We start from the raw sequence: 26,095 nt of genomic DNA, 5'->3' as shown, positions 1-26,095 counted from the left end.
GAATTTCATAATGGGACCAATGATAGATAAATATAAAGGAAATGGTTACCATACGCCTAGCATGCTATAATAATTAAAAATTAAAAGCGATGGGAAAAGGACGCTCAGCTTAATCACAGATAGGATGACCTGTTATCTCTGACCAAGGCTGAGCGTCTTTTTATAGTTTGATTAGGGGTAGTTTCTTACAATTATTTCCTAGTCACAGCCAACCATCGCCAATCAATAGAAATGAGAGACGTCATGTTTTTGATGATTGACAATTACGATTCCTTTGTTTACAATTTAGCCGCCTACTTTAGGGAATTGGACGCTGACTTGGAGATCTTATCTGCCGCTGACTTGGAAGAGAGGAGAGCTGAGCTTGATCTGACGGCTTATGAGGGCCTTATCATTTCCCCTGGTCCCAAACGTCCTGAAGATGCGACAGTTTCACTTGACCTCTTCCAGCTAGCCCAGGGCAAACTGCCTATCTTAGGGATTTGTCTCGGCCACCAGGTGATTGCCTATGCTAGCGGGGCCCAGGTGGCTCGCGCGCCTCGTCCCCAACATGGCAAGCTCCATAGCTTAAGGCATGAAGACCGGGGCTTGTTTGAGGGCTTGCCCCAGGCTTTTCAGGTCACCCGCTATCATTCGCTCTGTGTCGATCCAGCTTCTTTGCCAGCAGAGCTCAAGGCAGAGGCCTGGACTGAGGACGGTTGTTTGATGGCCCTAGCCAATCCTGACGCTTGTATCTACGGTGTCCAGTTCCATCCCGAGGCCGTCTTAACCGACTATGGCCATGAGATTCTCACTCGTTTCATTCAATTAGCCAAAGCTTGGAGGACTTAAGCTGTGGAATATAAACATTATCAAGACTATCCTGACTTGTACCAGATTTTTGCCTACTTAGCCGACCAGGGACCCTGCGTCTTCCTGGACTCCTCAAGCCGAGACCAAGAAGGGCTGTATTCAGTCTTAGCCTTGGAGCCTAAACTGGTCTTAAAAGATGTCGCTGGGCAAGCTTACCGGAATGACCAAGCCCTGGCAGGTGACTTTCTTACTGAGTTGCAGGCCTGTTTGGACGCCCAGGACAAGCTTGCGATTGATGGGCTGCCCTTAGTCAACCCTGCCCTCGGCTACTTCTCCTATGATTTTGGTTGCCACTTGCAGGGCCTAGCTAGCCAGCACGAGAAGCAATTGATATATCCCGATGCGGCGTGGACTTTTTATGAGACTTATCTAGTTGAGGACCATAGCAAGGGTCGCTTGACCTTAATCAGCCTGCATGAGGAACAGGAGAGCTCGTCTTTTTTTGCCAACTGGGAGAGGCGTTTTGAAACTATCAGGAAACAGGTCCCCATCTTTCAAGAGGGGACGGGCATCGACCAGGTCATCGCGGACTGTTCACCCGAAGATTATATGCAAAAGGTTGAAGAAATTATTGACTATGTTGAAGCAGGGGATACTTATGTGACTAATCTCAGCCGGCGCATCTGGCTGCTTACCGAGCAAGATCCCTTAAGTTATTATTTGACATTACGAGAGCTTAACCCAGCTCCATATGCGGCTTACTTTAACTTTGGCGACTTTCAGCTCCTATCTTCTTCGCCGGAACTTTTCCTCGAAGTGGCAAATGGACAAATCACCACCCGGCCCATCAAGGGGACCTGCCCGCGAACGGGGAATCCGGCTAAGGATAGCCGTTATAAAAAGGCTTTAGAAAAGTCAGATAAAGACCGTTCCGAGCTCTTGATGGTGACTGACTTGGAGCGCAATGACCTTAATCGGATCTGCCAACCGGGCACCGTCGAGGTCAAGGGGCTCTTTGAAGTTGAAGCTTATGCCACGGTCTACCATTTAGTGTCAACCGTTGTCGGCAAGTTAGCATCAGACACAGACTTAAAGCAAATCTTTGAAGCGACTTTCCCTGGCGGCTCGATCACCGGGTCACCTAAGCAGCGTACCATGGAGATAATTGACGAATTGGAGGCTTCCGCCCGCGGCATCTATACGGGCTGTCTGGGTTATATTAGCCCCAACCAGGACATGAAGTTTAACATCATCATCCGCAGCCTGGTCCACCAGTCCGGCACTTATGAAATCGGTCTCGGTGGGGGCATCACTTGCGAATCCGACCCTCAAGCCGAGTACGAGGAGACTGTATTGAAAGGGCAAGCCTTAGTCCAAAGCTTCCAAAAAAGCTCAGAGCAAAAGGGGGAAGACGAATGATTCACTTAGATAATGGTTTTTATTACGGGATGGGCGTCTTTGAAACTATTGCGGTTGAAGCAGGCTGTCCGATCTTTCTCGACCGCCACCTGGACCGCTTACAGGCAGGGGCAGACTTCTTAGGAATTGATCTTTCGCTCGGGGCAGCAGATGTCCTGGCCTACCTAGCAGCCCATCCCTTAGACCACCAGGCCCTAAAGATTGCCGTGTCAGAGAAAAACCTCATTTATTCAATACGCCCTAACTCCTATACAGAGAGCCAATACCAAGAGGGAATCAGTTGTTGTTTGACTGACATTCAGCGCAATCCCAGTTCACCCTTTGTCTACCATAAGACCTTCCAATATGGGGACAACCTGTTCAGCCTCAAAGCAGCCAGAGCTAAGGGGTACCAGGAAGCCCTCTTCACTAATCCTGACGGCCTGGTCTGCGAAGGCGCAACTTCCAATCTCTTTATCGTCAAGGCGGGGGACCTCTATACACCTAAGCAAAGCGCAGGTCTCCTAGCCGGCACCGTCCGCGCCTATCTCCTTGATAACTTCCCAATCAAAACAGAGGGCATACCCTTAGCAAGCCTCTACCAGGCCGATGAAGTCTTTCTGACCAATGCCTTGATGGGGATCATGCCCGTCTGCCAAGTGGACCAGGAGACCTATCCCGTAGGCCCTCTTACCCAGAAGCTGATGGCGGCTTATAGGGAAGAAGTTAAGCGGCAGCTTGAAGCGTGCCAGCGCTAGAATAATTAATTTAGAGCCAATCAAGAGAACTGAATCGTGCGAAAGAAAGGATTGAAGTCTTTGAAGCTCAAAAAAGCCCAGCAAATAGTGGGCTTTCGAGCCTTAGACACCTAATTTTTCCTTGAGCGCTTCAGTTAGAGTTTGTGAGAAATTAATACCCTGTTTAGTGGCTTCGGCATTCAGCCAAGCAGGGATAGTGGTATTCTTCTTAACAGTAGGTGTTGTAATATCTTTAGCTGCTTGGTCTAAGTCAACGCCTACATAGAGTACTTGATCATCAGGAAACTGTTGTTGAATATCTGAAAGAGATGAGGGTTGGGGCTTTTCAACTTCGTCATAGAGCATGAGGGATAGTGCTTCAGAGGCGTTATACATGGCTTCTTTAAGGCCATTTCCGTAAGTTAAAGCACCAGGTACATCGGGAAACTCCACATTTAGAATATTAGGGTCGTCTTCGTCTGGGGTAAAGACGGCAGGATAGATAACATAGTTTGCAAGTGACATTTTTAATCCTCCTTTAAAGGCTATTTTAGCCCATTTGTTTTAAAATTGACTTGTATGTTTTTTTAGGGATAGTGTCTTTTTTAGATGTGTTCTGTAAATATAATATGCGCCCTAGTACGCATAAAAGCAAGTAATTTAATCCATTTGAAGTGATTATATTTGAAAGTTAATGAAAAATTGAAAAGAGGCAGAAAGATAGATGAGTTGGTAGATAGCTTAATAGTCAGTATCGAGAGTATTGGCCAATTACAATATAAATCATATGACTGGGCAATAGCTTGCTGTAAACAATTACTGAACTTATCGGCACACACTTGGGCTCCACGGTAAGGGTTTAGTTAGATAAAATATGCACATCTGAAGGGCAGTTTTGGCAAAGTGGGGGCTCCGCCGGAACGGATTGGTTGGCTTTCAGCCGTCTATTGCGTATTTTTTGTGCGGAAACATAGGGGTAAAAGATGATTTTGCTCGCAATTATTTTTTAAGTCGGAGACATGTTTAAAGGTATATGGGAATAGTTTATGAATGATAAAGTTTCTATAGTGAATGATAATTCCGATGATGTTAGGTCCAATTCTATTCAGTTTTGACCGAAAGAAAATTTATAATTTCTGGTCTGATTATCCCCACAAGTTAACGGCAAAGGAGAAACAGCTATTTGATGATGAGTTCCCAGACTTGACGAAGATGAAATAGCTGAGCGTTATCTACATAGGAAGCTGCCTAATTCTGATTACTTCAATAACTAATATTTTAGATTCACTTGAACTGGTTGAGGGCTTAGATTTACTAGCTATTGAAAGTGATGTTCATAAGCTTATTAGAAAGCTAACAGAAAGCAATGATGGCTTATTTCTATTAGAAAAGTGGCAGTTGGATGAATTGCTTGGCGAACGGTCTAACGAAGCTTGGAAGCTACTAACTGACATGCCCCTTGAGAAAGATGATTTCAATATTTATGTAGCTTTAGATCATGATGAGGGGAACCATTATGACCGTTGTCATCTAGAAGGCAAAATAAAAAGCACCTAATTTACTAGGTGCCAACTTACTCATTTAGCAGTGGGGATAGATTCAACAATTTTAAGCTTTAATTCGAAGGCTTAAAGCTCATTTATACGCCCAGAGGGAATCGAACCCCCATCTCAAGAACCGGAATCTTACGTGATATCCATTACACTATGGGCGCAAAAAATAACAACAAAATTATTATACAATTTTTCCTTGGAAAATGCAAATCTTTTTTAGGACTTTTTGCTTGACCATTGTTGACCAACCGTGTATGATAGAATTAAACAATGTATAGGGAGGTAGTTTTAATTTATGAATTTAATTCCTACAGTAATCGAACAATCTTCGCGTGGTGAACGTGCTTATGATATTTATTCTCGCTTATTAAAGGACCGTATTATTATGATGTCTGGGGGAGTAGATGACAATATGGCGAACTCAATTATCGCCCAATTGCTCTTCCTGGATGCCCAAGATCCTGAAAAGGATATCTACATCTATGTCAACTCACCAGGTGGTTCTGTCACAGCTGGCCTTGCCATCTATGATACCATGAACTTTGTGAATGCAGATGTGGTAACTATTGTGACTGGTCTTGCGGCTTCTATGGGTTCTGTGATTGCCATGGCTGGTGAGAAGGGCAAGCGTTATGCCTTACCTAACTCGGAAATCTTGATCCACCAACCTTTAGGCGGGGTCCAAGGACAAGCCACTGAGATTGAAATCACTGCCCGCCACATTCTGAAGACCAAGAAGAACTTGAACCGGATCATTTCCGAAGCAACCGGTCAAGATATTGAAGTGGTTGAAAAGGATACCGACCGTGATAATTGGATGTCTGCTGAAGAAGCCAAGGAATATGGGATCATCGACCATATTATGACCTCCAATTCAGAATTACAAAAATAGTCGCTTGAGTCAAGCTGTGCGAGCTGAGATTTTCTTACACAACTTAACAAGTGAGACTAGCTATAGACTGGAGTTTTTCCAGTCTTTTTTTACAAGCAATCATGTTCAAAGCATCACAAATAGCACTCTCAGTCAAAAATTAAGCGCTTTTAAACAAATTTATCTAATGATTAAAAGCGCTTTCTCTAGTATAATAAGGGTGTACGAGGCAGGTGGCAGAATGGAAGAAGAAATTTATGCGGGCTATGACCTGAAAGGCGGCGATGAGTGGTTAGAATTTCACACCCACCGCCAGCTGGAGATCTACCAGTTTATTGCTGGCTGCTGCTACTTTCAAATTGGCAGCCAGTTTTATGAGCTGGAGCCAGGGGATACTTTACTGATTGATGGCATGCGCCTCCACAAGGCTTTTGTCAAAGATGAGGGGGAGGTCTACCGACGCCATGTGGTGCATTTCACCCGGGAGTCGATCCAGCCCCTCTTGGCCAGCTTAGACGCTAGCCAGCTCTTGGAGCTCTTTAAGGAGGGCCAGGGGAGTCTCTACCGGATGACCAAGTCTTCGGACAAGGAAATTGTGGCTGAGAAGATGCGAGCTCTGGCGGAACTCACCCAGCTGGATTCCTCCTATGCCTTCCATGAGCAGCAGGTCAAGCTACAGATTGTGGACCTCTTGATGACCTTGGACCGGATGGACCACCAGTCGATTGTGGAAGTGAGTGCCCGCCAAGAAGAGCCCTTGCTCAGGGTCCAGGAGATTGCCTACTATTTGACCCAGCACTACCAAGAGAAGTTAGACTTGGATAAAATTGCAAGCGGTGTCAACCTGAGTAAGTCCTATGTCTCTCACTTGTTCCGTGAGGTGACCGGGATGACGGTGATCAATTTCCTCATGAAGTACCGCCTCTTACAGGCTCGCTATCATCTGATGATGAGCGATGATTTATCCATCCAGGAGATTGCCTTGGCGAATGGTTTTGAGAGCAATGCCCATTTTTCGCGTTATTTTAAGCAGAGTGTGGGCATGACCCCCAGCCAATTCCGCAAGGCTAACCGCTAAGTCAAAAAATATATTATAGAAGATAAATGAAGGAGATGTTATTATGGCAGACAAATTAAAATTCGCTATTATTGGTTTTGGGACACAGGGTTCAGCATACGGACGCTTTATTGATGAAGGTATGGTGCCTAGCATTGATTTAGTCGCTGTTTGTGATATTGATGAGGAACGTACTAAATTAGCTAAAGAACTCTACCCACAAGTAGAAACTTATTCTGACTACAAAGAACTAATCGATTCCGGCAAGGTGGAAGCAATTGTGACCACAGTGCCTCACTACCTCCACCCTGAAATGGCTATTTATGCCTTGAGCAAGGGCGTTCACGTCTTGAACGAAAAGCCTGCTGGGGTTTACACCAAACAAGTGAAGGAATTAAATGAATACGCTAAGACCGCAGATGCGACATATGCGATTATGTTCAACCAACGGAATAATCCGCTCTACCAAAAGATTAAAGCGATTGTTGACTCTGGTGATTTAGGAAACATTCGTCGTTCGAACTGGATCATTACCACTTGGTGGCGGCCACAAGCTTACTATAACCAAAGCGACTGGCGGGCAACTTGGGGCGGTGAAGGCGGCGGCGTCTTAGTGAACCAAGCCCCTCACCAATTAGACTTGATTCAATGGATTGCTGGTGTCCCTGAATCAGTTTATGCCATGGTTCAAGAAGGTTACCAACGCGAAATTGTCGTTGAAGACCAAGTCCATGCCATGCTCCGCTATGCTAATGGGGCAACAGGGGTCTTTGTGACTTCTACTAATGAAATCGCGGGCTCAGACCGCTTAGAACTTTACTTCGACAAGGGTAAAATTGTCGTTGATGACTCCCAAAAAGCAACGGTTTACCGCTTGAAGGAAACTGAACAAGAAATTAACAAGGAATTCGACGCCGCTAAGGTGAAGAGCATGATGGCTGGGGAAGATGTCTTCGGCGACCTCTTTGAAGCCGTTGATACCATTGAAGAAGACAATGTCTGGGGTGCCCAACACTCAGGCGTTATGGAAAACTTTGCCCAACATATCTTACACGGTAAGGACTTAATTGCACCAGGGGCAGAAGGAATCAATGGCGTGCGTCTGGCCAATGCCATCCAAATGTCAGGCTGGACAGGCGAAGAAGTGTCGATTAAGAACTTCGATGATGAAAAATTCCTTGGCATGTTGAACGAACATATCGCTGAAGAAGGTAAATTCGAACAACGCCAATAAGAAAGGAAGCTAGACATGCTTAAGGTTGGAGTTGTCGGATTAGGAACGGTGTCCGTGGTCCACTTGAGAGCGATCGAGAATGCCCAGGCAGCTGAGTTAACAGCTGTCTGTGACCTCGACGAAAGCCTAAAAACTCAAGCGGAAGGGGCTCGTTTCTATACCGACCTAGATAAGATGCTTGACCAGGAAGATTTGGATGTGGTCCACATCTGCTTGCCCCACTACCTCCACGATGAGGCAGCGCTCAAATGTTTAAAGGCAGGGGTTCATGTCTTCCTTGAGAAACCGGTAACAATTGACGCCGAGCGGACCCGCGAACTACTGGCAGCCCAGGAGAGTTTAGACAATAATGCGAAGTTAGCTATCTGCTTTCAAAATCGCTTAAATGCTACGGTTCAAGAGCTCAAGCGTATTCTGACAGAGGAAGATACCTCGCCAGTGATTGCGGTTAAAGGGATTGTCGCCTGGTACCGGCCAGAAGACTATTACACCATGAAGCCTTGGCGGGGACGGGAAGCTGAAGCAGGGGCTGGGACCATTATCAACCAGTCCATCCATACCCTGGACCTCATGCATTATGTGACCGATACGGACTGGCTAGCTTGCCGAGGCATGCTGGGTAATCTAATGGAATATGATATCGAAGTGGAAGATTCAGCAATGGCCAATTACAAACTAAGCGATGGTAGCCACGGCTTCTTTGCGGCAACCAATGCCTATTACGGCAACGATTCGATTGAATTACAAGTTGTAACCCAAAAGACCCGCTATACCATTAAAGACGACAAGCTCTTCGATGACCAAATGAACTGCTTAGCCGAAAACGAAAGCTTGCCAGGGACTAAGATCTACTATGGACCTAGCCACCAGCGCTGCATCGAAAACTTCTACCAGGCCATTATTGACGGCACAGACAACTATTGCCAACTGTCCGATGCCTTAACCACTATGGAAATGATCGATGCTATGAAAGCATCATCGAAGACCAAGCAAACCATCTATAAGGGGGATATTTAAATGAGCAAAATTGGCGTTCAAGCAATGATGTTGAAGGATAAGTTTGAGGAATTAGGAGCCTATGAAACCCTGAAAAAAGTTTCAGAACTCGGCTATTCAGCGGTTGAAATTTCTCAAATTCCGATGACAGAAGAGAATGTCCAAGAAATCAAACGAGCTAAGGAAGATTTCGGGATGGAAATTGCTTCCTTATCTTGTAACGTGATCGATGAAGGGGTACCAGGCGGGAACGATGCCTTGGATACCAAATTCGACAAAATTGTTAAGGACTGCAAAACCTTAGATGTGGACTTGCTCCGGATCGGCATGCTGCCCTTTAAGAATATGAAGAACAAGGAAACTGCCTTGGAATTTTGCCGGGAAGCGAATAAGTATGCTAAGCAGTTAAAAGAAGAAGGCATCCGTCTCTTCTACCACAACCACCATGTGGAATTCCGCCGCTATGAAGGCAAGTTCCTCTTGGATATCATTGCCGAAGAGTGTCCAGACCTCGACTTCGAATTCGACTTGCACTGGGTCCAACGGGGTGGGGCTAGTCCGATTTCAATCTTAGAACAATACGCGGACCGGACCGACCTTGTCCATATTAAAGACTACCGAATCGGTGAGATTCCGGACGAAGCTTTTGAAGCTCTCGAAGCTGAAGATGTAGAAACCTTCTATGGTTACTTCACGAATATTGTCGAATTTGCGGAAATTGGCCAAGGCTCTATGGACTACAAGGCGATTATCGACAAGGCGGTAGAATTAAATATTTCTTACCTCTTAGTTGAACAAGACATGCTTTACGGTCGCGATCCTTTCGACTGCTTGGCCGATTCACGGGATGCTCTTTATGAGTTAGGCTTCAAAGACTTGTTCTAAGATCTAACAGACGCAATGAAAGAATGATGAAGGAGGAATAACTTTGGGCGCAAATGATGGGATGAATTATGCACCAAAAGGAAAGGTTAATCATGTGGTTGAAGCTGGCGAATTCCAGGTTGGAGTGACGGCTCTTGACCACGGCCATATCAATGGGATGACCAATGGCTTAATCGAAGCAGGGGCCACGATTAAATACGTTTACGATCCGGACCCTGAGAAGGTCGCTGAATACCGGGAGACCTTCCCGGATGTGGAAGTGGCTGATTCCTTAGAACAAATTCTAGAGGATCCAGAGATCAAGATGGTAGCTGCAGCAGCTGTGCCTAATCTGAGAAGTGCCTTGGGTAACCGTGTCATGAAGGCTGGTAAGGATTACTTCACTGATAAGACTGGTTTTACGAGCCTAGACCAATTGGCAGAAACTCGCCGCGTACAGAAGGAAACAGGGCGTCGCTACTTTGTTTACTTCTCTGAACGCTTGCACGTCGAAGCCGCTGTCCTAGCGGGCCAACTGATTGAAGAAGGACGGATCGGCAAGGTCATCCAAGTAACGGGCTTTGGCCCTCATCGTTTGGACAAGGAAAAACGTCCGGACTGGTTCTTCAATAAAGAAGAATACGGCGGTATCTTAGCCGATATCGGCTCCCACCAAATTGAGCAATTCCTCTATTATACCGGTAATGAGGATGCGGAAGTGATCGCTTCTAAAGTGGCTAACTACGACAATCCAGATGTGCCTGAATTAGAAGACTATGGCGACGCGACCCTAGTCGGGGATAACGGCGCGACCTTCTTCTTCAAGGTGGACTGGTTCACACCAGATGGCTTGCCGACTTGGGGCGACGGCCGGACCTTTATCACTGGGACTAAGGGCACCATTGAATTGCGCAAGTACTTAGATGTAGGGCGCGAAGACAGCCTGGACCATGTTTACCTGGTGACAGAAGAGGGTGTTGAACACCGCCAAGTGACCGGCGAGATTGGTTTCCCTTTCTTTGGCCAAATGATTCTAGACTGCCTAAACGGGACTGAAGAAGCCATGACTCAAGAACATATCTTCAAGGCTCAAGAGCTCTGCTTACTTGCCCAGGAAAAGGCCCAAGTCATCCAAAGCAAAATATAAATTCGATAGCTTGGACTAATTATGTCCAAGCTATTTTATTTTTTGCCCCATATTTAGCGTGGATTTACATACTTTTTACAAATTTTTGCCAAAGTTTTTAAGCTGATAACTTGCACTTTGGACGGAAGCTTGCTATACTAACGGTGTAAAGAAATTGATCGCAAATTTTTTTTACAGACACTTGGTCAGAAATTGTCTACCTGGACGATATCTGTCCAAAGAAATGAGGGAGCTTATGGATCTATCTTTAAGTTTAATTGAAGATGTGGTTCCAGAGCTACACACAACTTACCGCTTGCGGATTCGGATGCTGAGTTTGCTCTTAGCTGAGGGGCCCATGGGTCGTAAGACCATGGCCTTGCGCTTGGATCTCACGGAGAGACGGGTGCGAGCTGAGACGGATGTCTTGGACAGGCAGGGGCTATTAGAGAAATCGGCCTCGGGCATGGTCCTGACAGATAAAGGGGAGGAAGCGATTACGCTTGCCCACCGTTTATTTAGACTCGAAACCGATATCCAAGTCCTTGAAAGAGAATTAGCTGACCTTCTAGGTATCCAGTCGGCCCTGATTGTTAATGGGGTTCTAGGCTTGGATGATGGGACGGAAGCTAAGATGGCCCAAGCCTTGTCAACTTACTTGGCTGACCATCTGGACAAGGGCCAGCAAGTGATTGCTGTGACAGGTGGATCGACCGTCCAAGCTGTGGTGCCTCATCTCTCCAACCGTCTCTTAACAGATGGCCGGGCCTTTACCGTCGTCTCGGCGCGTGGTGGTATGGGAGATGAAGCGGCTAACCAGCCCAACACCATCAGCGAAAGACTGGCTCAACTCTTGGGTGGCCAGAGTATTTCACTCTACGCTCCTGAAAGTTTGAACACAGCAACTTATCAAATGTTGCTCAAAGAGCCACAGATTAACAAAACCCTGCACCGCTTAAAGGAAGCTAATGTCTTAATATTTAGTGTAGGGAATGCGGATATCATGGCCAAGCGACGCGACTTGGATGCCAAGGCTTGTGACTTTATTAAGTCCAAGGCAGCCATCGGTGAAGCTTTTGGTTGCTTCTTTGATAAAGAAGGTAAGATTGTTTACCGGGTACCACGGATCGGGATTCAAATTGAAGATATCCACCAAATTAAGTGGCCCATTCTCGTGGCCGGTGGCGAAGTCAAAGCAGATGTGATTACTGCCTTCGCCAAAATCGCCCCCCAACAATTAGTTTTAATTACGGATGAAGGGGCAAGTCATATGGTATTAAATGGAGCCAAGCTCTATTGATATAAAATTGTTGTATAACTGTTGTAGTTCTTACAAGGAGGAATTTACATTATGGCAAAGAAATTAGCAATTAACGGTTTTGGCCGTATTGGTCGTTTAGCTTTACGTCGTATTTTAGAAAAAGGTTCAGATTTAGAAGTAGTTGCAATCAACGACTTAACTGACAACGAAGACTTAGCTTATCTTCTAAAATATGATACTGCTCAAGGACGTTTCCCTTACAGTGTTGAAGCTAAAGAAGATGCCTTAATTGTTGATGGTAAAGAAATCAAATCCTATGAAGAAGCAGATGCTTCTAAATTACCTTGGGGTGACTTAGGAATTGACTTCGTACTTGAATGTACTGGTTTCTACACATCAGTTGATAAAGCACAAGCTCACATCGATGCTGGTGCTAAGAAAGTTTTAATTTCAGCTCCTGCTAAAGGCGACCTTAAGACTATCGTTTATGGTGTTAACCACGATATCTTAACTGCAGACGACAACATTGTATCAGCAGCTTCATGTACAACTAACTGCTTAGCTCCAATGGTTAATGTATTAAACAAAGAATTCGGTGTGAAACGTGCATTAATGTCAACAATCCACGCTTACACTGCAACTCAAAAAACTCAAGATGCTCCAGGTGGCCGTAAGAACCGTGCTGGCGCTGACAACATCATCCCAGCTTCAACTGGTGCAGCTAAAGCTGTTGGTAAAGTAATCCCTGAATTAGATGGTAAGATCGACGGGACTGCTCAACGTGTTCCTGTAATCACTGGTTCAGAAGTTGAACTTTACTCAGTTCTTGAAAAAGAAGTTACTGCTGAAGAAGTCAACGCTGCAATGAAAGCTGCTTCAAGCACTGCCTTCGACTACACTGAAGATGAAATTGTTTCATCAGACATCATTGGTTACCCATACGGTTCTGTATTCGATGCAACCCAAACTAAGATCATGGATGCAGATGGTGGCCAATTAGTGAAGACTGTTGCTTGGTATGATAACGAATATGGTTTCACCAGCAACATGATCTCTACTTTAGAACACTTTGCTAACCTATAAGAGAAATCTTTAAACTAGCGGGGAGCTTCGCGCTTCCCGTTTTTTTAAAAGTAAGTAGACAAGGATAGAAAAGGGGTTTAGCATGGCTAAAAAAACAATTGAAGATATCGATGTAAAAGGGAAAAAAGTATTAATGCGCGTGGACTTCAACGTGCCAATGGATGGATCAACCATTACCGATGATAACCGGATGGTCCAAGCTCTTCCTACAATTAAATATGTCTTAGACCACCAAGGGAAATTAATCCTCTTCTCTCACTTAGGCAAGGTTAAGACCGAAGAAGACAAGGCTTCTAAGACCCTACGTCCAGTAGCTGAACACTTGGAAGAATTACTCGGTCAAAAAGTGACTTTTGTTCCTGAAACGCGTGGTAAAGACTTAGAAGACGCCATCAATAACTTAGGAGAAGGCGAAGTTCTTCTCTTTGAAAACACCCGTTTCGAAGACATTGATGGTAAGAAGGAAAGCGGAAATGATCCTGAATTAGGCAAGTACTGGGCTTCCTTAGGCGATGTTTTCGTTAACGATGCTTTCGGTACTGCTCACCGGGCTCACGCATCTAATGTTGGGATTTCTTCTAACATTGATACCGCTGTTGCCGGCTTCTTAATGGAAAAAGAATTAAAATTCTTAGGCGACGCTGTTGAAAATCCTAAACGCCCATTCGTAGCTATCCTCGGTGGGGCTAAGGTTTCTGATAAGATCCAAGTCATCGAAACCTTACTTGACAAAGCTGATAAGGTATTGATCGGTGGCGGTATGGCCTACACCTTCCTCAAGGCAAAAGGCTATGAAGTTGGGAATTCCCTCTTAGAAGAAGATAAGGTTGACCTGGCTAAAGACTTAATGGAACGCGCTGGCGACCGTTTGGTATTACCAGTTGACGTAACCATTGCAGATGACTTCTCTAATGATGCCAATACTAAGGAAGTTGCTGCGGATGAAATTCCTGCAGGCTGGGAAGGTTTAGACTGCGGGCCTAAGACTATTGAAGCCTTCAAAGAAGTGCTTAAAGATGCGAAAACAGTGGTATGGAATGGACCAATGGGTGTATTTGAAATGCCTGCCTTCGCTAAAGGGACCAATGCGGTCTGCGAAGCCATTGCCCATCTTGACGATGCAACAACTATCGTAGGTGGTGGGGACTCTGCAGCAGCAGCCCAAAAATCTGGCTTCGGCGATAAGTTCTCCCACATCTCAACTGGTGGGGGCGCATCCATGAAATTCTTGGAAGGCGCTGAACTTCCAGCTGTTGCCGCTTTAGATAACAAGTAAACCTTGCCTGAGCTTATACTAGGAAGGATCTGCCAAGCCGTAACTTCTGCGCGTCAGCTTGACCAAGCTATCGCTGGAGTCGATCGGGACCTTGGCCAGTCGGAAAGCGTCCAGCATATCCACTTCCTTCCTGCTATATTTATCAGCCAATTTTGCCCCAGCGCGTTTCAGGCATGCGCGCTTGGTAGCCAAAACTGCTCGGTTCAAAGTGACTATGCCGAATTAGGCGAAACTACAGCCTACCAGCTTCACCAAGCAGGCGTTACGCATTGCTTAATTGGTAGCGCTAGTCGCCGCCAAGCCTTCATGGAGGATGATTCCGACTTGTCTAGGAAGATTAAGAATTGCCTAGACGTCGGTATTCGTCCCGTGCTCTGCCTAAGCCTTCCCCAGATTAGTCGGGAATGGAACATGCAGAGCGTCTGGTTGGCCCAGCAGATTTGGCAGATTTATTCCAATTTGACGGCTGAAGAACAAGGTCAAGTCTTAATTCTCTTCGAAGGGGCAGAAGGAGACGAGCTCTCGGCTCAAGCCCTGGAAAGGGTGGCCCAATTAATCCGTGATACGGTCTTTGAGATTGCGGGTGAGGCCATTGCCCAGTCCCTTGAGCTTATCTACAGCATTAAGGCTTTAGAGGGGCTGAACTTGGACCTTTTAGCTCAAGGCGTATTTGATGGAGTTTGTTCCAATGACCGGACCCTATCAGATGACGATTGGCTAGCTGTCATTAAAAATTTGCAAGCCCATTATCTTATGGTAAAATGAATTTAATTTAAAAAAAGGAGCAATTAAAGCATGTCATTAATTACTGATGTTTACGCACGCGAAATCTTAGATTCACGTGGTAACCCAACCATCGAAGTTGAACTTTACACTGAATTAGGTGGCTTTGGCCGCGGTATGGTACCATCTGGTGCTTCAACTGGGGAATACGAAGCTGTTGAACTTCGCGATGGTGACAAAGACCGTTACCTTGGTAAAGGCGTTACCAAAGCTGTTGAAAATGTAAACACTACAATTGCGGAAGCCATCCTTGGTTTAGATGTCCAAGACCAAATTGGGATTGACAACACTATGATCCAATTAGACGGTACACCAAACAAAGCTAAATTAGGCGCTAACGCTATCTTAGCGGTTTCTTTAGCTGCTGCACGTGCGGCTGCTGATGAATTAGGTGTTCCTCTTTACAACTACTTAGGTGGATTCAACGCTAAAGTTCTGCCAACCCCAATGATGAACATCGTTAACGGTGGTTCTCACTCTGACGCTCCAATCGCTTTCCAAGAATTCATGATCATCCCTGCTGGGGCTCCTACATTCAAGGAAGCTTTACGCTGGGGGACTGAAGTTTTCCACGCTCTTAAAGATATTCTTAAAGGCCGTGGCTTAGAAACTTCTGTTGGTGACGAAGGTGGTTTCGCGCCTCACTTCAAGGGTACTGAAGACGCTGTAGAAACAATCATCGAAGCCATCAAATCTGTTCACTTAGAACCAGGCAAAGATGTCTTCATCGGTTTTGACTGTGCATCTTCTGAATTCTACCAAGATGGCAAGTATGACTATACAACCTTCGAAGGTGAAGGTGCGGCTGTTCGTAGCGCTGCTGAACAAGTCGAATACTTAGAAGAATTAGTTAACAAATACCCAATCATTACCATCGAAGACGGGATGGATGAAGATGACTGGGAAGGTTGGAAACTCTTAACTGAACGTTTAGGTGACAAGGTTCAATTAGTAGGGGATGACCTCTTCGTAACCAATACTGAACGCTTAAGCCGTGGGATTGAAGAAGAAATCTCTAACTCTATCTTGATTAAGGTTAACCAAATCGGTACCTTAACCGAAACCTTCAACGCTATGGAAATGGCTAAACGTGCAGGCTACACTAACGTAGTTTCCCACCGTTCAGGCGAAACTGAAGATGCTTCAATCGCTGACATCGCAGTTGCCTTCAACGCTGGCCAAATTAAGACCGGTTCATTATCACGTACTGACCGTATTGCTAAATACAACCAATTACTCCGTATCGAAGATGAATTGGGCGAATTAGCTGAATACCAAGGGCTTAAAGCCTTCTACAACCTTAAAAAATAAGGTCTGAAATGCCCGTCACTTAATTAATAATTGTTCATCCACTATCCTTGTTGGCCTTTTGGCTAGCGGGATAGCGCCAGGCTCATTGGGGCCTGGCTTTTTGTTTTTTTAAATACATTATGCTGTTGAGCATCCCTTGCGCTATTGAATTTGATCGTTAAATGATAAAAGATAAAGGGCTGGGCTTCTTTTGTGAGCTTGGTCCCTAAAGGATAAGGACTTAAATTCCTACATCCTGCTATAGCTCTTTTTGAAAAAATATAAAAAAGCCCTTGACTATAAAATGAAAAGATGGTTAAATAACAATAATTAAAATCTTAGAAACAAAAAGTAACAGATAGGATTCTCTTAAGCGAGCGGCTGGTGGTGGAAGGGTTGCGAGAAGCTAACTGTGAAACGTCTTGTTGAGATGGCCGGTGAAGCGAGTAATCGGACCCGCAGAAATTGCGTTAACATTAACTAAGTGAAGCTGACAAGCTAGGAATTAGAGTGGTACCGTGGAATTTTCCGCCTCTTATCGTCTGGGACGATAGGGGGCTTTTTTCATAAGGAGCGACTGGCTTGGCTGGGCTTCTGGGTAGTTTTACTTAAAGCTGCCAGTAGAGTGGTACCGTGGTCACACCGCCTCTACTGTCCTAGGACAGGGGTGGTGTTTTTTTATTTGAAAGCAAGCGTGAAGCTTAAGGAGGACACAAGATGTTACAAGGAAAAGATTTTTTAAAGATTAAAGATTTTACAAAAGAAGAGTTAACCTATTTAATTGATTTTGCAATTCACTTGAAGGGGCTGAAGCAAGCAGGTATTCCCCATAAGTACATGGAGGGGCAGAATATTTGTCTCTTGTTTGAGAAAAGCTCAACGCGGACCCGGGCTGCTTTTACGGTAGCAGGGGCTGACTTGGGAGCTACGGTTGAATTCTTGGGAGCTAAGGATATCCAGCTTGGTAAGAAGGAATCAGTAGCTGATACGGGACAAGTTCTCGGACGGATCTTCGATGGGATTGAATATCGGGGCTTTAGCCAGGAAATTGTGGAAGCTTTGGCTGAGGCGTCACCGGCACCGGTTTGGAATGGTTTGAGCGATGTCTCCCATCCTACCCAGATGCTCGCCGATTATATGACCATCAAGGAAGTCTTTGGCACGCTCCAAGGGATTAAGTTAGTTTACTGTGGTGATGGGGCCAATAATATGGCCAATAGTCTCTTGATGGCTGGCGCTATTCTTGGGGTGGATGTAACCGTGGCTGCACCAGAAGGGTACCAGCCGGAGCCTGCCATCTTAGCTGAAGTCCAAGACCGGGCCAAAGTATCAGGGGCTAAGATTGACGTGACGGCTGATATCAAGCAAGCTGTCCAAGGAGCCCATGTCATCTATACTGATGTTTGGATCTCAATGGGGGATGAAGCGGAGGCTGACCAACGCTTGGCTGACCTTCAAGCCTACCAGGTCAACCAAGACTTGATGGACCTGACAGAGCCCACCTGCATCTTCCTCCACTGCTTACCTGCCTTCCACGATGATCAGACCGATTTCGCTAAGGACAAGGGCGTATCCGAATTAGAGGTTACGGATGAGGTCTTCAAGAGTCCAGCCGCCTACCAGTTCCAACAGGCTGAGAACCGGATGCATTCGATTAAATCCATCATGGCGGCTACCAACGGCCACCTCTTTGTGCCTAACTTAGAGAAGGGAGGGGGTTACCATGATTAAGGTTGCGGTAATCGGAGGCAATGGTTATACGGGTCTTGAGCTCTTACGCCTCTTAGCCAAGCACCCCCAAGTTGACCTCTTCCATGTGACGTCTAGAAGCTATGCTGGGCAGGTCATCGGCCAGGCCTTTCCCCAATTAGTGGAGCTGGGGGATTTAGCCTTTGAAAACTTAGACCTGGCCAAGCTCCAAGCTTCTGACCTCGCCTTTATCTGCCTGCCTCATGGTCATGCCAAGGCTATTGTGAGAGAAGTTGACCTTGAAAAGACCCGGATTATCGACCTGGGCGCTGACTTTCGTTTGAAAGACCCGGCGACTTATGAAGCCTACTATGGGCAAACAGCACCAGGAGGCGACTTCTTAGACCAGGCTGTTTATGGCTTAGCAGATATTTATCCTGAGGCCATTCAAAAAGCCCAACTCGTTGCTAATCCAGGCTGCTTTGTGACTTCTGTCTTGCTGGGGCTCTATCCCGCTCTAAAAGCCGGCTTGGTTGACCCTCAAGAAATTATGATCTCTTCCGCCTCGGGCATTTCTGGGGCGGGACGGAATGAATCCCTAGATAATCTCTACGCGGAAATGACGGAAAACTTTAAGGCTTATAAGCCCTTGACCCACCGCCATGTTCCGGAAATGGAAGCCGAACTGGGTCGTTTCGCTAAAGAAGCAGTTAAAGTTCAATTTGTGCCCCACTTGCTCTCCATTGCCCGGGGCATCCAATCCACTATTTATACTAAATTGACAGGTACTGAGGATTTGACAGCCATCCACCAGCACTACCAAGCCGCCTACCAGGGCTCAGATTTTGTCCAAGTCTTGTCTTTAGGGAGCCTGCCTCAAGTCAAGCAAGTGCGGGGGACCAACCGCTGTCAGATTGGTCTGGCGGCTGATGCGGACACGGGTCACTTAATTATTTTCTCAGTGATCGATAATTTGATGAAGGGCGCCAGTGGCCAGGCGGTTCAGAATATGAACCTACTATTCAATTGGCCTGCCAACTTGGGCTTGGACCAGCTGACGGTTTGGCCCTAAAGGAGGAGAGTTATGACAAAAGAATGTGATGCAAGAGTGCTGGTCTTACTTGAGGCCCTGCCTTATGTTCACCAATTCCACCAAAAAATTGTTCTCATTAAATTTGGTGGCCATGCCATGGTCGATGAGGAGGCCAAGCTAGCCTTTGCCCAGGATATCGTCCTCATGCAGGCGGTGGGGATCCTGCCGGTAGTGGTCCACGGGGGTGGGCCTTTCATTGGCAAGATTCTGGAGCGAATGGGGATCCAGTCACGTTTTGAACAGGGGCTCCGGATAACGGACAAGGAGACCTTGGAAGTGGTGGAAATGGTCCTCGATGGCCAAGTGAATGGCGACGTGGTCAAACGGATTAACCAGATGGGCGGACGTGCTCTCGGTTTATCGGGCAAGGATGCCAAGCTGATTCAAGCCAGTCCCCTTGCCCTAACTAATGATGAGGGGGAAGCTCTTGACCTGGGCTATGTCGGCCAGGTGCAAGGGATTAATGCCGACCTGGTCTCAGAAGTTATCCAAGCAGGCTATGTGCCGGTCATTTCCTCTGTTGGGGTGGGCAAGGACGGCCAGGTCTACAACATCAATGCAGACACAGTGGCCAGCCAGCTAGCCCAAGCCCTAGGAGCTGTTAAGCTGGTGCTCTTAACGGATGTCAAGGGCGTTTACCGCGACCCCGAAGATCCCGAGAGCTTAATTTCGACCCTGAGCGTTGACGAGTTTCTTCAGCTTAAGGAGGAAGGCATTCTCACTGGAGGTATGTTGCCTAAGATTGAGGCTGCCCTTGCAGCTATCCATGCTGGGGTCGACCGAGTCCACCTGATCTCTGGGAGTGAACCCCATGCCTTATTAGAAGAATTGTTTTTTGATGCTGGTATTGGCACCATGATTGAATAGGAGGAGCGCTATGAGAGATGTATTAGACCAGGGACTCGCCAGTATTCCCGGCTTGGAAACTTGTGGGGTCCATCTCGGTTTTAAATATAAGAAGAAAGATATGGGGCTGATTTACTTCCCTGATGGGGCGGAAGTAGCGGGCGTCTTCACTCAAAATCCTGTCCAAGCCCATCCGGTTCATTTTTGCCAGGACCAATTGGAAAGATCGAATCGCTTCAAGCTAATCGCGGTCAATAGCGGCAATGCCAATGCCTGCAATGGTTCGGCTGGCTGGGAAGCCTTAAAAGCTTGCCAGGCCTGCTTGTGTGAGAGCTTAAAGATTGGAGAAGATGAGTTTCTGATGGCTTCAACAGGGGTAATTGGGGAAGCCTTTGATGTGAGTCCCTTGGTCTCTGCTTGCGACAGTCTATGTGGTCAACTCGGGGCGGCTTCTTCCGATGATTTTGCCCAGGCTATTCTGACGACGGATACCTGTACCAAGCAAGTGGCCTATCAGTTCGATCATTATCGGATTGCAGGGGTGGCTAAGGGCTCGGGGATGATCCACCCCAATATGGGCACCATGCTGGCCTTTATCGCAACGGATGCTGATCTTAGCCAGGCCCAGCTCGGCAAGGTCCTCCACCAAGTGACCCAGACGACTTTCAACCGGATTACGGTGGACGGGGACACATCGACCAATGATTCGGCTTTCTTAGCCGCTACTGGTCAGGCAGGTCCGACTGACGTCGACCAATTCGCCCAAGACTTAGAAGTGGTTATGCGCGACTTGGCCCAGATGATTGTACGCGATGGGGAAGGGGCGACCAAGTTTGTCACGGTAGCCGTTGAAGGTGCCCAAGCCGAGGACCAAGCCGTGTCTGTGGCCAAGTCGGTAGCAACATCTAATTTGGTTAAGACAGCCCTCTACGGCGAAGATGCTAATTGGGGTCGAGTCTTAGCCGCAGCTGGCTATGCAGATGGTCTGCCCATCGATCCGGACCGCCTGATCATTTCTTTTGAATCAGCAGGGGGGAGGATCACCCCTTACCAAGCTGGGCAGGCGCAAGGCATGGATGAAGACCTGGCTGGGCAGATCCTCCATGAAGAAGACATCCAGATCCACTTAAGTCTTGGTTTAGGCCAGGCCCAGGCCAGGGTTTGGACCTGTGACTTCTCTCACGATTACATTAAGATTAATGCGGAATACCGCAGCTAGAAAGGATGGTTGGATGACGAGTCAAGCAGAATGGAGCCAACGCGGCCAAGATGTCTTATTGAATTTATTTAACCGGGGGGACCGGGTTATGGTGAAAGGGGAAGGGTCCTATCTCTTTGATGCGGATGGCAAGGCCTACCTAGACTTTATGTCCGGCATTGCGGTTAACGCCCTAGGTCACGGCCATCCCGCTCTCGTTCAGACCATGGCTGACCAAGGTCAACTCGGCATGCACTTCTCTAATTATTATTGGAACACGCCCGCCATCGAACTTGCAGAAAAGCTCGCGGAAAAGACGGGCTTGGGCCAGGCCTTCTTCTGTAATTCGGGGACCGAAGCTAATGAAGCGGCGATCAAGTTAGCTCGCAAGTGGGGCCGTCAGCATAAGGGCGAAGCTGCTATCCAAATCATTAGCTGCCAGCAATCCTTCCACGGCCGGACCATGGGCTCGCTTGCAGCAACCGGTCAGGCGAGCTTGCAGGCGCCTTTTGCACCCATGCTCGAAGGTTTCTCCTATGTTCCCTATAATGATTGCCAGGCCCTCAATCAAGCGGTGACCAAGGAGACCTGTGCCATCATTGTAGAAGTGATCCAAGGGGAGGGTGGGGTCCATCCGATGACTCAAGCTTATGCCCAGACCCTAAAGGACCTCCAAGCGGAAGCTGACCTTCTGCTCATTATTGATGAAGTACAGACAGGGGTCGGACGGACCGGTCATTTCTTAGCCAGTCAAGGCTATGGCTTGCAGGCGGATATGCTGACCTTGGCCAAGGGACTAGCGGGCGGTTTTCCGATTGGCGCCTTGCTGGCGGGAGAAAAGATCCAAGCCAGTGTCCAAACAGGCGACCATGGGAGCACCTTTGGGGGGAATCCTTTAGCCTGCGCCTTAGCCAACACCGTCCTCGATGTTTTAGACCAGGACCACCTTTTGGCTAATGTCCAGGAACGGTCTAAGCAATTACAGGAAGGCCTAAATAGTATTCGTCAAGAAGTCGGTGGGATTGCTGATGTCCGGGGCCAGGGACTCCTGCTAGGCGTTGAGCTCAGCTTGCCAGTCACAGATCTTTGCCAGGCCTGCTATGAAGCGGGACTCCTCTTAGTGAGTGCTAAAGGCAATGTGGTCCGCTTCCTGCCCTCCTTGAATGTTTCTCAGGTAGACTGCGACCGGGCTTTGGCCATTTTTGCTCAAGTCTTAGGGGAGCTCCAGCCTGCTTAATTTTTTTGTCTGACTAGGCCGCTAGATCTGACTAGAAAGCATTGTTTGCTAGACCAAGTTATGGTAGAATATAGATTGTATAATTTTATTTATGAGATGAGGGGATGTATTGTACGATATTTTACTAACAGCAATGATTGTCATTGCGATTCTATTAATATTAGTCGTTATTGTGCAACCATCAAAGAATAATCCGAGCAATCTAACGAGTTCTGATACCTCTGTCGGTAAACGTAAAAAGGCCCGCGGTTTTGAAGCGGCCATGAACCGTTTTACCGTTGTACTTGGTTTTGTTTTTATGGTAATTGCATTATTAATTGCTAAAATTTCATCATAAGATTGACAAGAGCCAGGTTCAGCCTGGTTTTTCTTTTGCATTGGAATCCTCGCGTGTGTTCCATATTAGAATTTAGATAAGACCTCGTCTCGATGCTTTACAAACATTCATCGATAATTGCAATTAAATTAAAAATATAGAAGCATTCTTTTTTCCTGAAGGCTATGGGTTGTTTTCCCTAGGCAGTCTTCGGTAAAATGAAAGTAAGTGAAAGATCTTGAGGAGGGGTATTGTGAAATTACCTGGACCATTCTATTTTAAAGCCGGTCCCCGTGCGGTTCTCTTACTGCACGCTTATACTGGGACGGCTAATGACCAACGGATGCTCGGTCGCCGACTCAACCGGGAGAATTATACGGTGATGGGGCCTAACTTTACGGGGCATGCGACCACTGAGGTATTGCCGCTCGTTGAAACACCGGCCAGTCAATGGGTTGAAGATGGCCGGCAAGCATTGGCTCAACTGCGTGCAGACGGCTACGAAGAGATTGCTGTCTTCGGCCTGTCCCTAGGAAGCAGTATTGCCAGCCGCTTGCTGTTGGATGACTATGAACTTTTGGGCGGCGGCGTCTTTAGCTCCCCCTTGATGCTCGATTCGATCAGCAAAAGTCAAGTACCCCAAGCCTTCATGACCTATGCGAAGAAGTTATGGAAGCAGCTTGGATATAGCCAAGAAGAGATTGGTGCTGGGCTCCAAGCACTCCGGCCTAAGTTAGACCAGCGCCTAGCAGATATCGATCAGATGAACGCTCAGATTTGCCAGGACCTTGGGACTTTGGACAAGCCTTTCTTTATCGCCCAGGGCGAACAGGATGAATTAATCGACGGGACGGCTGGAAGCCAGCTCAAAACCTATATGGAAGACCTGGGTAAGACGGTTGACTTCGTTTCTTATCCAGATGCGGGGCATGTCCTCACCGTTGGCAGTAACCATAAACATTTAGAAGACGATGTCCTTGATTTCTTAGAAGGACTAGATTGGAAAGATAAGGCATGAATAAAGAACAAGTAAAAGACGAACTTTTACAAGCCATAAAGGCTAGTGACCAGGGGCAGACTGCTTCGGCTTACAGCAAGCTTTTAGGCTATGATGCGGCAAAGGACTTTACAGACTTTGTCAACCTGGTAGCGGAATTGGAGCGCCAGCACGAGATTGTGATTCTTGAAGACGGGACTTTAGGTCTCAGCCAGGACTATGACCAGCTGACTGGCCGGCTCTCAGTGAACAAGAAGGGCTTCGGCTTTGTGAGTGTGGAGAATATGGAACGCGATATTTTTATCCCTGCCAAGGACCTCAATGGGGGGATGAACGGGGATACGGTCCAAGTTGAGATCACCCAGGAAGCCAAGGAATGGGAAGATAAGTCGGCCGAGGGTAAGATTAACCAGGTCTTGGAGCGGTCCAACCAACAAGTCGTTGGGGAATTCTATCCCTTCTCCGATGACGACCAGAAGAAATACCAAGCTATCGGTTATATCAAGCCGCTCAACCATTCTTTAGGGCAAATGACCTGTCTGGTGACGGACCAAGGCCTCAAGCCTGTTGAAGGGGAGATTGTCCGGGCAGAAATTGTCGCTTATCCAACAGCCAAACTGGCGATGACCTGCCGAGTTCTAGTTAAGGAAACGGTGGGGCATAAGGATGCACCGGGAACCGATATTCTGGCGGTTCTTGCTATGTTTGACATTCCCCATGAATTCCCAGAAGAGGTCATGGCGGAAGCTGAGGCTGTCTCCGAAACCATCAGCTCCGAAGATCTAAAGGGACGGATGGACTTGAGGGACCAGCTCACCATCACCATCGATGGGGCCGATGCCAAGGATCTGGACGATGCCATTTCCCTGAAGACTTTAGCGGATGGTGGCTATGAGCTGGGGGTTCATATTGCGGACGTTTCCTACTATGTTAAGGAAAACTCTGCGATCGACCAGGAAGCCTTCGACCGGGGGACCTCTGTCTATCTAACTGACCGGGTGGTTCCCATGCTGCCCCAACGCTTGTCGAATGGGATCTGTTCCCTCCAAGAAGGGGTGGACCGCCTGGCCATGTCCTGCTTGATGACCCTGTCTAAGACGGGTCAAGTGACGGACTATCAGATTGGGCCGAGTGTCATTCAATCCGACCACCGCATGACCTATTCTGATGTCAATGCCATCCTCTCGGGTCAGGACCAAGACTTGCGTGGGCAATATCAAGATATTGTGCCCATGTTAGAAGGGATGGCAGACCTCCACCATATCCTAGAGGCCAAGCGTAAGCACCGGGGCGCCATTGATTTTGACACATCGGAAGCCAAGATCATTGCGGACGAGACAGGCTTCCCAGTGGATATCCAGCTCCGTGAGCGTGGTTTGGGTGAGCGGATGATCGAATCCTTCATGCTGGCCGCCAATGAGACGGTTGCTAGACACTACACCCTTGCTAAGAAAGACTTTATCTACCGGGTCCATGAACATCCCGATATGGACCGGATGCAGAACTTCCTCCAATTCGTGACAGCCATGGGGGTTAAGGTCAAGGGGACTTCTTCAGACATCAAGCCCAAGGAATTGCAGCAGATCCTCAAGAAGATCGAGGGCGAATCCTATGAGCCCGTCGTTAAGATGATGATGCTCCGGTCTATGCAGCAGGCCCACTATGATACCGAAGCCCTGGGTCACTTTGGCCTAGCAGCGGAAGACTATACCCACTTCACCTCGCCTATTCGCCGCTATCCAGACTTGATTGTCCACCGGCTTATCCGCCAGTATGCTAACCATGAAAGCAATACGTCGACCCAGAAAAATTTGGGTGATATTGCCGAGCAATCTTCCAAGCGGGAACGGCGCAGTGTCGATGCTGAGCGGGAAGTGGATAGCCTGAAGAAGACCGAATTTATGTTGGACAAGGTGGGCGAGACCTTCCCAGCCATTATCAGTTCGGTTACAAACTTTGGCCTCTTTGTCCAATTGGAGAATACCATTGAGGGCATGATCCATGTCTCCAGCCTCAAAGATGACTACTATAACTTTATTGAAAGTCACTTGGTCCTGATCGGTGAACGGACGGGACGGACCTTCAAGATTGGCGATCCGATTGAAGTGAAACTGATCAATGCGGACGTGGACTCCCGGCAATTGGACTTCCGCTTGCTGGAAGAAGAGGCTGAGTCCAAGCAAGATAAAGACCAGCAAGCTGGCCAGTCTAAGCCTAAGAAGAAAGGTAAGGGTAAGCACCACAAGGCCAAGCCTAAAGACTTCAAGTCCCCTAGGAAGGATAAGAAGGGCCATCCTAAGAAGAAACATGGAAAAGGCAAGAAAGGCAAAAAGTCTTCCCAGCATAAGCACAAAGGCCAGGGAGACTTTAAGATTCGTAAACGTCACAAGTAAAGGAG

Annotated in this window: 24 protein-coding genes, 1 tRNA gene and 1 other annotated feature; of the genes, 23 read left to right on the top strand and 2 right to left on the bottom strand. The window is 47.2% G+C overall.

Annotated features, from left to right (window positions below; genetic code table 11):
- Positions 1–243: 243 nt before the first annotated feature.
- From QP339_RS00800 to QP339_RS00790, 3 genes are read left to right on the top strand one after another with little or no spacing between them, the layout of a single operon-like run.
- Entirely contained in the window at positions 244–831 is a 588-nt protein-coding gene (locus tag QP339_RS00800; RefSeq protein WP_284910010.1) for an anthranilate synthase component II, read from the top strand.
- 3 nt (positions 832–834) lie between these two features.
- Positions 835–2,211: an aminodeoxychorismate synthase component I gene (pabB, locus tag QP339_RS00795; RefSeq protein ID WP_284910009.1), complete on the top strand. Its 1,377-nt coding sequence runs from the start codon at positions 835–837 to the stop codon at positions 2,209–2,211.
- Positions 2,208–2,948, top strand: a complete 741-nt coding sequence (locus QP339_RS00790) for an aminotransferase class IV (RefSeq protein WP_284910008.1) — start codon at positions 2,208–2,210, stop codon at positions 2,946–2,948. The genes pabB and QP339_RS00790 overlap by 4 nt, the downstream gene beginning before the upstream one ends.
- Positions 2,949–3,050: 102 nt before the next feature.
- Here the strand turns inward: QP339_RS00790 and QP339_RS00785 are convergent, their stop codons facing one another.
- Entirely contained in the window at positions 3,051–3,452 is a 402-nt protein-coding gene (locus QP339_RS00785; protein WP_284910007.1) for a type II toxin-antitoxin system HicB family antitoxin, read from the bottom strand.
- 546 nt (positions 3,453–3,998) lie between these two features.
- Between QP339_RS00785 and QP339_RS09660 the strand changes: the two genes are divergently transcribed.
- Positions 3,999–4,148 carry a DUF7675 family protein gene (locus QP339_RS09660; RefSeq protein WP_502869639.1) on the top strand — a complete coding sequence of 50 codons (150 nt, stop codon included), beginning with the start codon at positions 3,999–4,001 and terminating at the stop codon, positions 4,146–4,148.
- A 421-nt stretch (positions 4,149–4,569) separates the two neighbouring features.
- Here QP339_RS09660 and QP339_RS00780 read toward each other — a convergent pair.
- Positions 4,570–4,641: transfer RNA gene (locus tag QP339_RS00780), tRNA-Arg, on the bottom strand.
- Between the two features lie 134 nt (positions 4,642–4,775).
- On the opposite strand from QP339_RS00780, the gene clpP reads away from it, so the two are divergent.
- From clpP to rnr, 19 genes are all read left to right on the top strand, one after another.
- Entirely contained in the window at positions 4,776–5,372 is a 597-nt protein-coding gene (clpP, locus tag QP339_RS00775; RefSeq protein ID WP_067976413.1) for an ATP-dependent Clp endopeptidase proteolytic subunit ClpP, read from the top strand.
- A 220-nt stretch (positions 5,373–5,592) separates the two neighbouring features.
- The gene (locus QP339_RS00770) at positions 5,593–6,429 is read left to right on the top strand and encodes a helix-turn-helix transcriptional regulator (protein ID WP_284910006.1); all 837 of its coding nucleotides are present in this window, start codon (positions 5,593–5,595) and stop codon (positions 6,427–6,429) included.
- Positions 6,430–6,472: 43 nt separating this feature from the next.
- Complete coding sequence (locus QP339_RS00765) at positions 6,473–7,642, top strand: Gfo/Idh/MocA family protein (RefSeq protein ID WP_284910005.1); 1,170 nt, start codon at positions 6,473–6,475, stop codon at positions 7,640–7,642.
- A gap of 15 nt (positions 7,643–7,657) precedes the next feature.
- Complete coding sequence (locus QP339_RS00760; protein WP_284910004.1) at positions 7,658–8,659, top strand: Gfo/Idh/MocA family protein; 1,002 nt, start codon at positions 7,658–7,660, stop codon at positions 8,657–8,659.
- Entirely contained in the window at positions 8,660–9,523 is an 864-nt protein-coding gene (locus QP339_RS00755; RefSeq protein WP_284910002.1) for a sugar phosphate isomerase/epimerase family protein, read from the top strand.
- A gap of 43 nt (positions 9,524–9,566) precedes the next feature.
- Complete coding sequence (locus QP339_RS00750; RefSeq protein ID WP_210382810.1) at positions 9,567–10,649, top strand: Gfo/Idh/MocA family protein; 1,083 nt, start codon at positions 9,567–9,569, stop codon at positions 10,647–10,649.
- A gap of 235 nt (positions 10,650–10,884) precedes the next feature.
- Positions 10,885–11,928, top strand: a complete 1,044-nt coding sequence (locus QP339_RS00745) for a sugar-binding transcriptional regulator (RefSeq protein ID WP_284910001.1) — start codon at positions 10,885–10,887, stop codon at positions 11,926–11,928.
- Between the two features lie 51 nt (positions 11,929–11,979).
- A complete protein-coding gene (gene gap / locus QP339_RS00740) occupies positions 11,980–12,972 on the top strand; it encodes a type I glyceraldehyde-3-phosphate dehydrogenase (protein ID WP_067976407.1) in 993 nt (330 codons plus the stop codon).
- A gap of 82 nt (positions 12,973–13,054) precedes the next feature.
- On the top strand, positions 13,055–14,248 hold the full coding sequence (locus tag QP339_RS00735; RefSeq protein ID WP_284910000.1) for a phosphoglycerate kinase: 1,194 nt from the start codon (positions 13,055–13,057) through the stop codon (positions 14,246–14,248).
- Positions 14,249–14,251: 3 nt separating this feature from the next.
- The gene (locus QP339_RS00730) at positions 14,252–15,013 is read left to right on the top strand and encodes a triose-phosphate isomerase (protein ID WP_284909998.1); all 762 of its coding nucleotides are present in this window, start codon (positions 14,252–14,254) and stop codon (positions 15,011–15,013) included.
- A 30-nt stretch (positions 15,014–15,043) separates the two neighbouring features.
- On the top strand, positions 15,044–16,342 hold the full coding sequence (eno, locus tag QP339_RS00725; RefSeq protein WP_070619716.1) for a phosphopyruvate hydratase: 1,299 nt from the start codon (positions 15,044–15,046) through the stop codon (positions 16,340–16,342).
- 309 nt (positions 16,343–16,651) lie between these two features.
- Positions 16,652–16,860, top strand: a binding site (T-box leader).
- A 178-nt stretch (positions 16,861–17,038) separates the two neighbouring features.
- Positions 17,039–18,052, top strand: a complete 1,014-nt coding sequence (argF, locus tag QP339_RS00720) for an ornithine carbamoyltransferase (protein WP_284909997.1) — start codon at positions 17,039–17,041, stop codon at positions 18,050–18,052.
- The gene (gene argC / locus QP339_RS00715; RefSeq protein WP_284909996.1) at positions 18,045–19,082 is read left to right on the top strand and encodes an N-acetyl-gamma-glutamyl-phosphate reductase; all 1,038 of its coding nucleotides are present in this window, start codon (positions 18,045–18,047) and stop codon (positions 19,080–19,082) included. Before argF ends, argC begins: the two co-directional genes overlap by 8 nt.
- A 12-nt stretch (positions 19,083–19,094) precedes the next feature.
- Entirely contained in the window at positions 19,095–19,970 is an 876-nt protein-coding gene (gene argB, locus QP339_RS00710; RefSeq protein WP_284909994.1) for an acetylglutamate kinase, read from the top strand.
- A 10-nt stretch (positions 19,971–19,980) separates the two neighbouring features.
- Positions 19,981–21,168: a bifunctional glutamate N-acetyltransferase/amino-acid acetyltransferase ArgJ gene (gene argJ / locus QP339_RS00705; protein ID WP_284909992.1), complete on the top strand. Its 1,188-nt coding sequence runs from the start codon at positions 19,981–19,983 to the stop codon at positions 21,166–21,168.
- Between the two features lie 13 nt (positions 21,169–21,181).
- Positions 21,182–22,384 (top strand): aspartate aminotransferase family protein, encoded by a 1,203-nt coding sequence (locus tag QP339_RS00700; RefSeq protein WP_284909991.1) that lies wholly within the window; start codon positions 21,182–21,184, stop codon positions 22,382–22,384.
- Between the two features lie 109 nt (positions 22,385–22,493).
- Positions 22,494–22,721, top strand: a complete 228-nt coding sequence (secG, locus tag QP339_RS00695) for a preprotein translocase subunit SecG (RefSeq protein WP_284909990.1) — start codon at positions 22,494–22,496, stop codon at positions 22,719–22,721.
- 232 nt (positions 22,722–22,953) lie between these two features.
- Positions 22,954–23,718: an alpha/beta hydrolase gene (locus QP339_RS00690; RefSeq protein WP_284909989.1), complete on the top strand. Its 765-nt coding sequence runs from the start codon at positions 22,954–22,956 to the stop codon at positions 23,716–23,718.
- Complete coding sequence (rnr, locus tag QP339_RS00685) at positions 23,715–26,090, top strand: ribonuclease R (protein WP_284909988.1); 2,376 nt, start codon at positions 23,715–23,717, stop codon at positions 26,088–26,090. The genes QP339_RS00690 and rnr overlap by 4 nt, the downstream gene beginning before the upstream one ends.
- Positions 26,091–26,095: the final 5 nt, after the last annotated feature.

The organism is Aerococcus sp. UMB7834 (assembly GCF_030215145.1).
Taxonomy (GTDB): Bacteria; Bacillota; Bacilli; order Lactobacillales; family Aerococcaceae; genus Aerococcus.
This window is presented reverse-complemented; position numbering and strand designations above follow the sequence as displayed.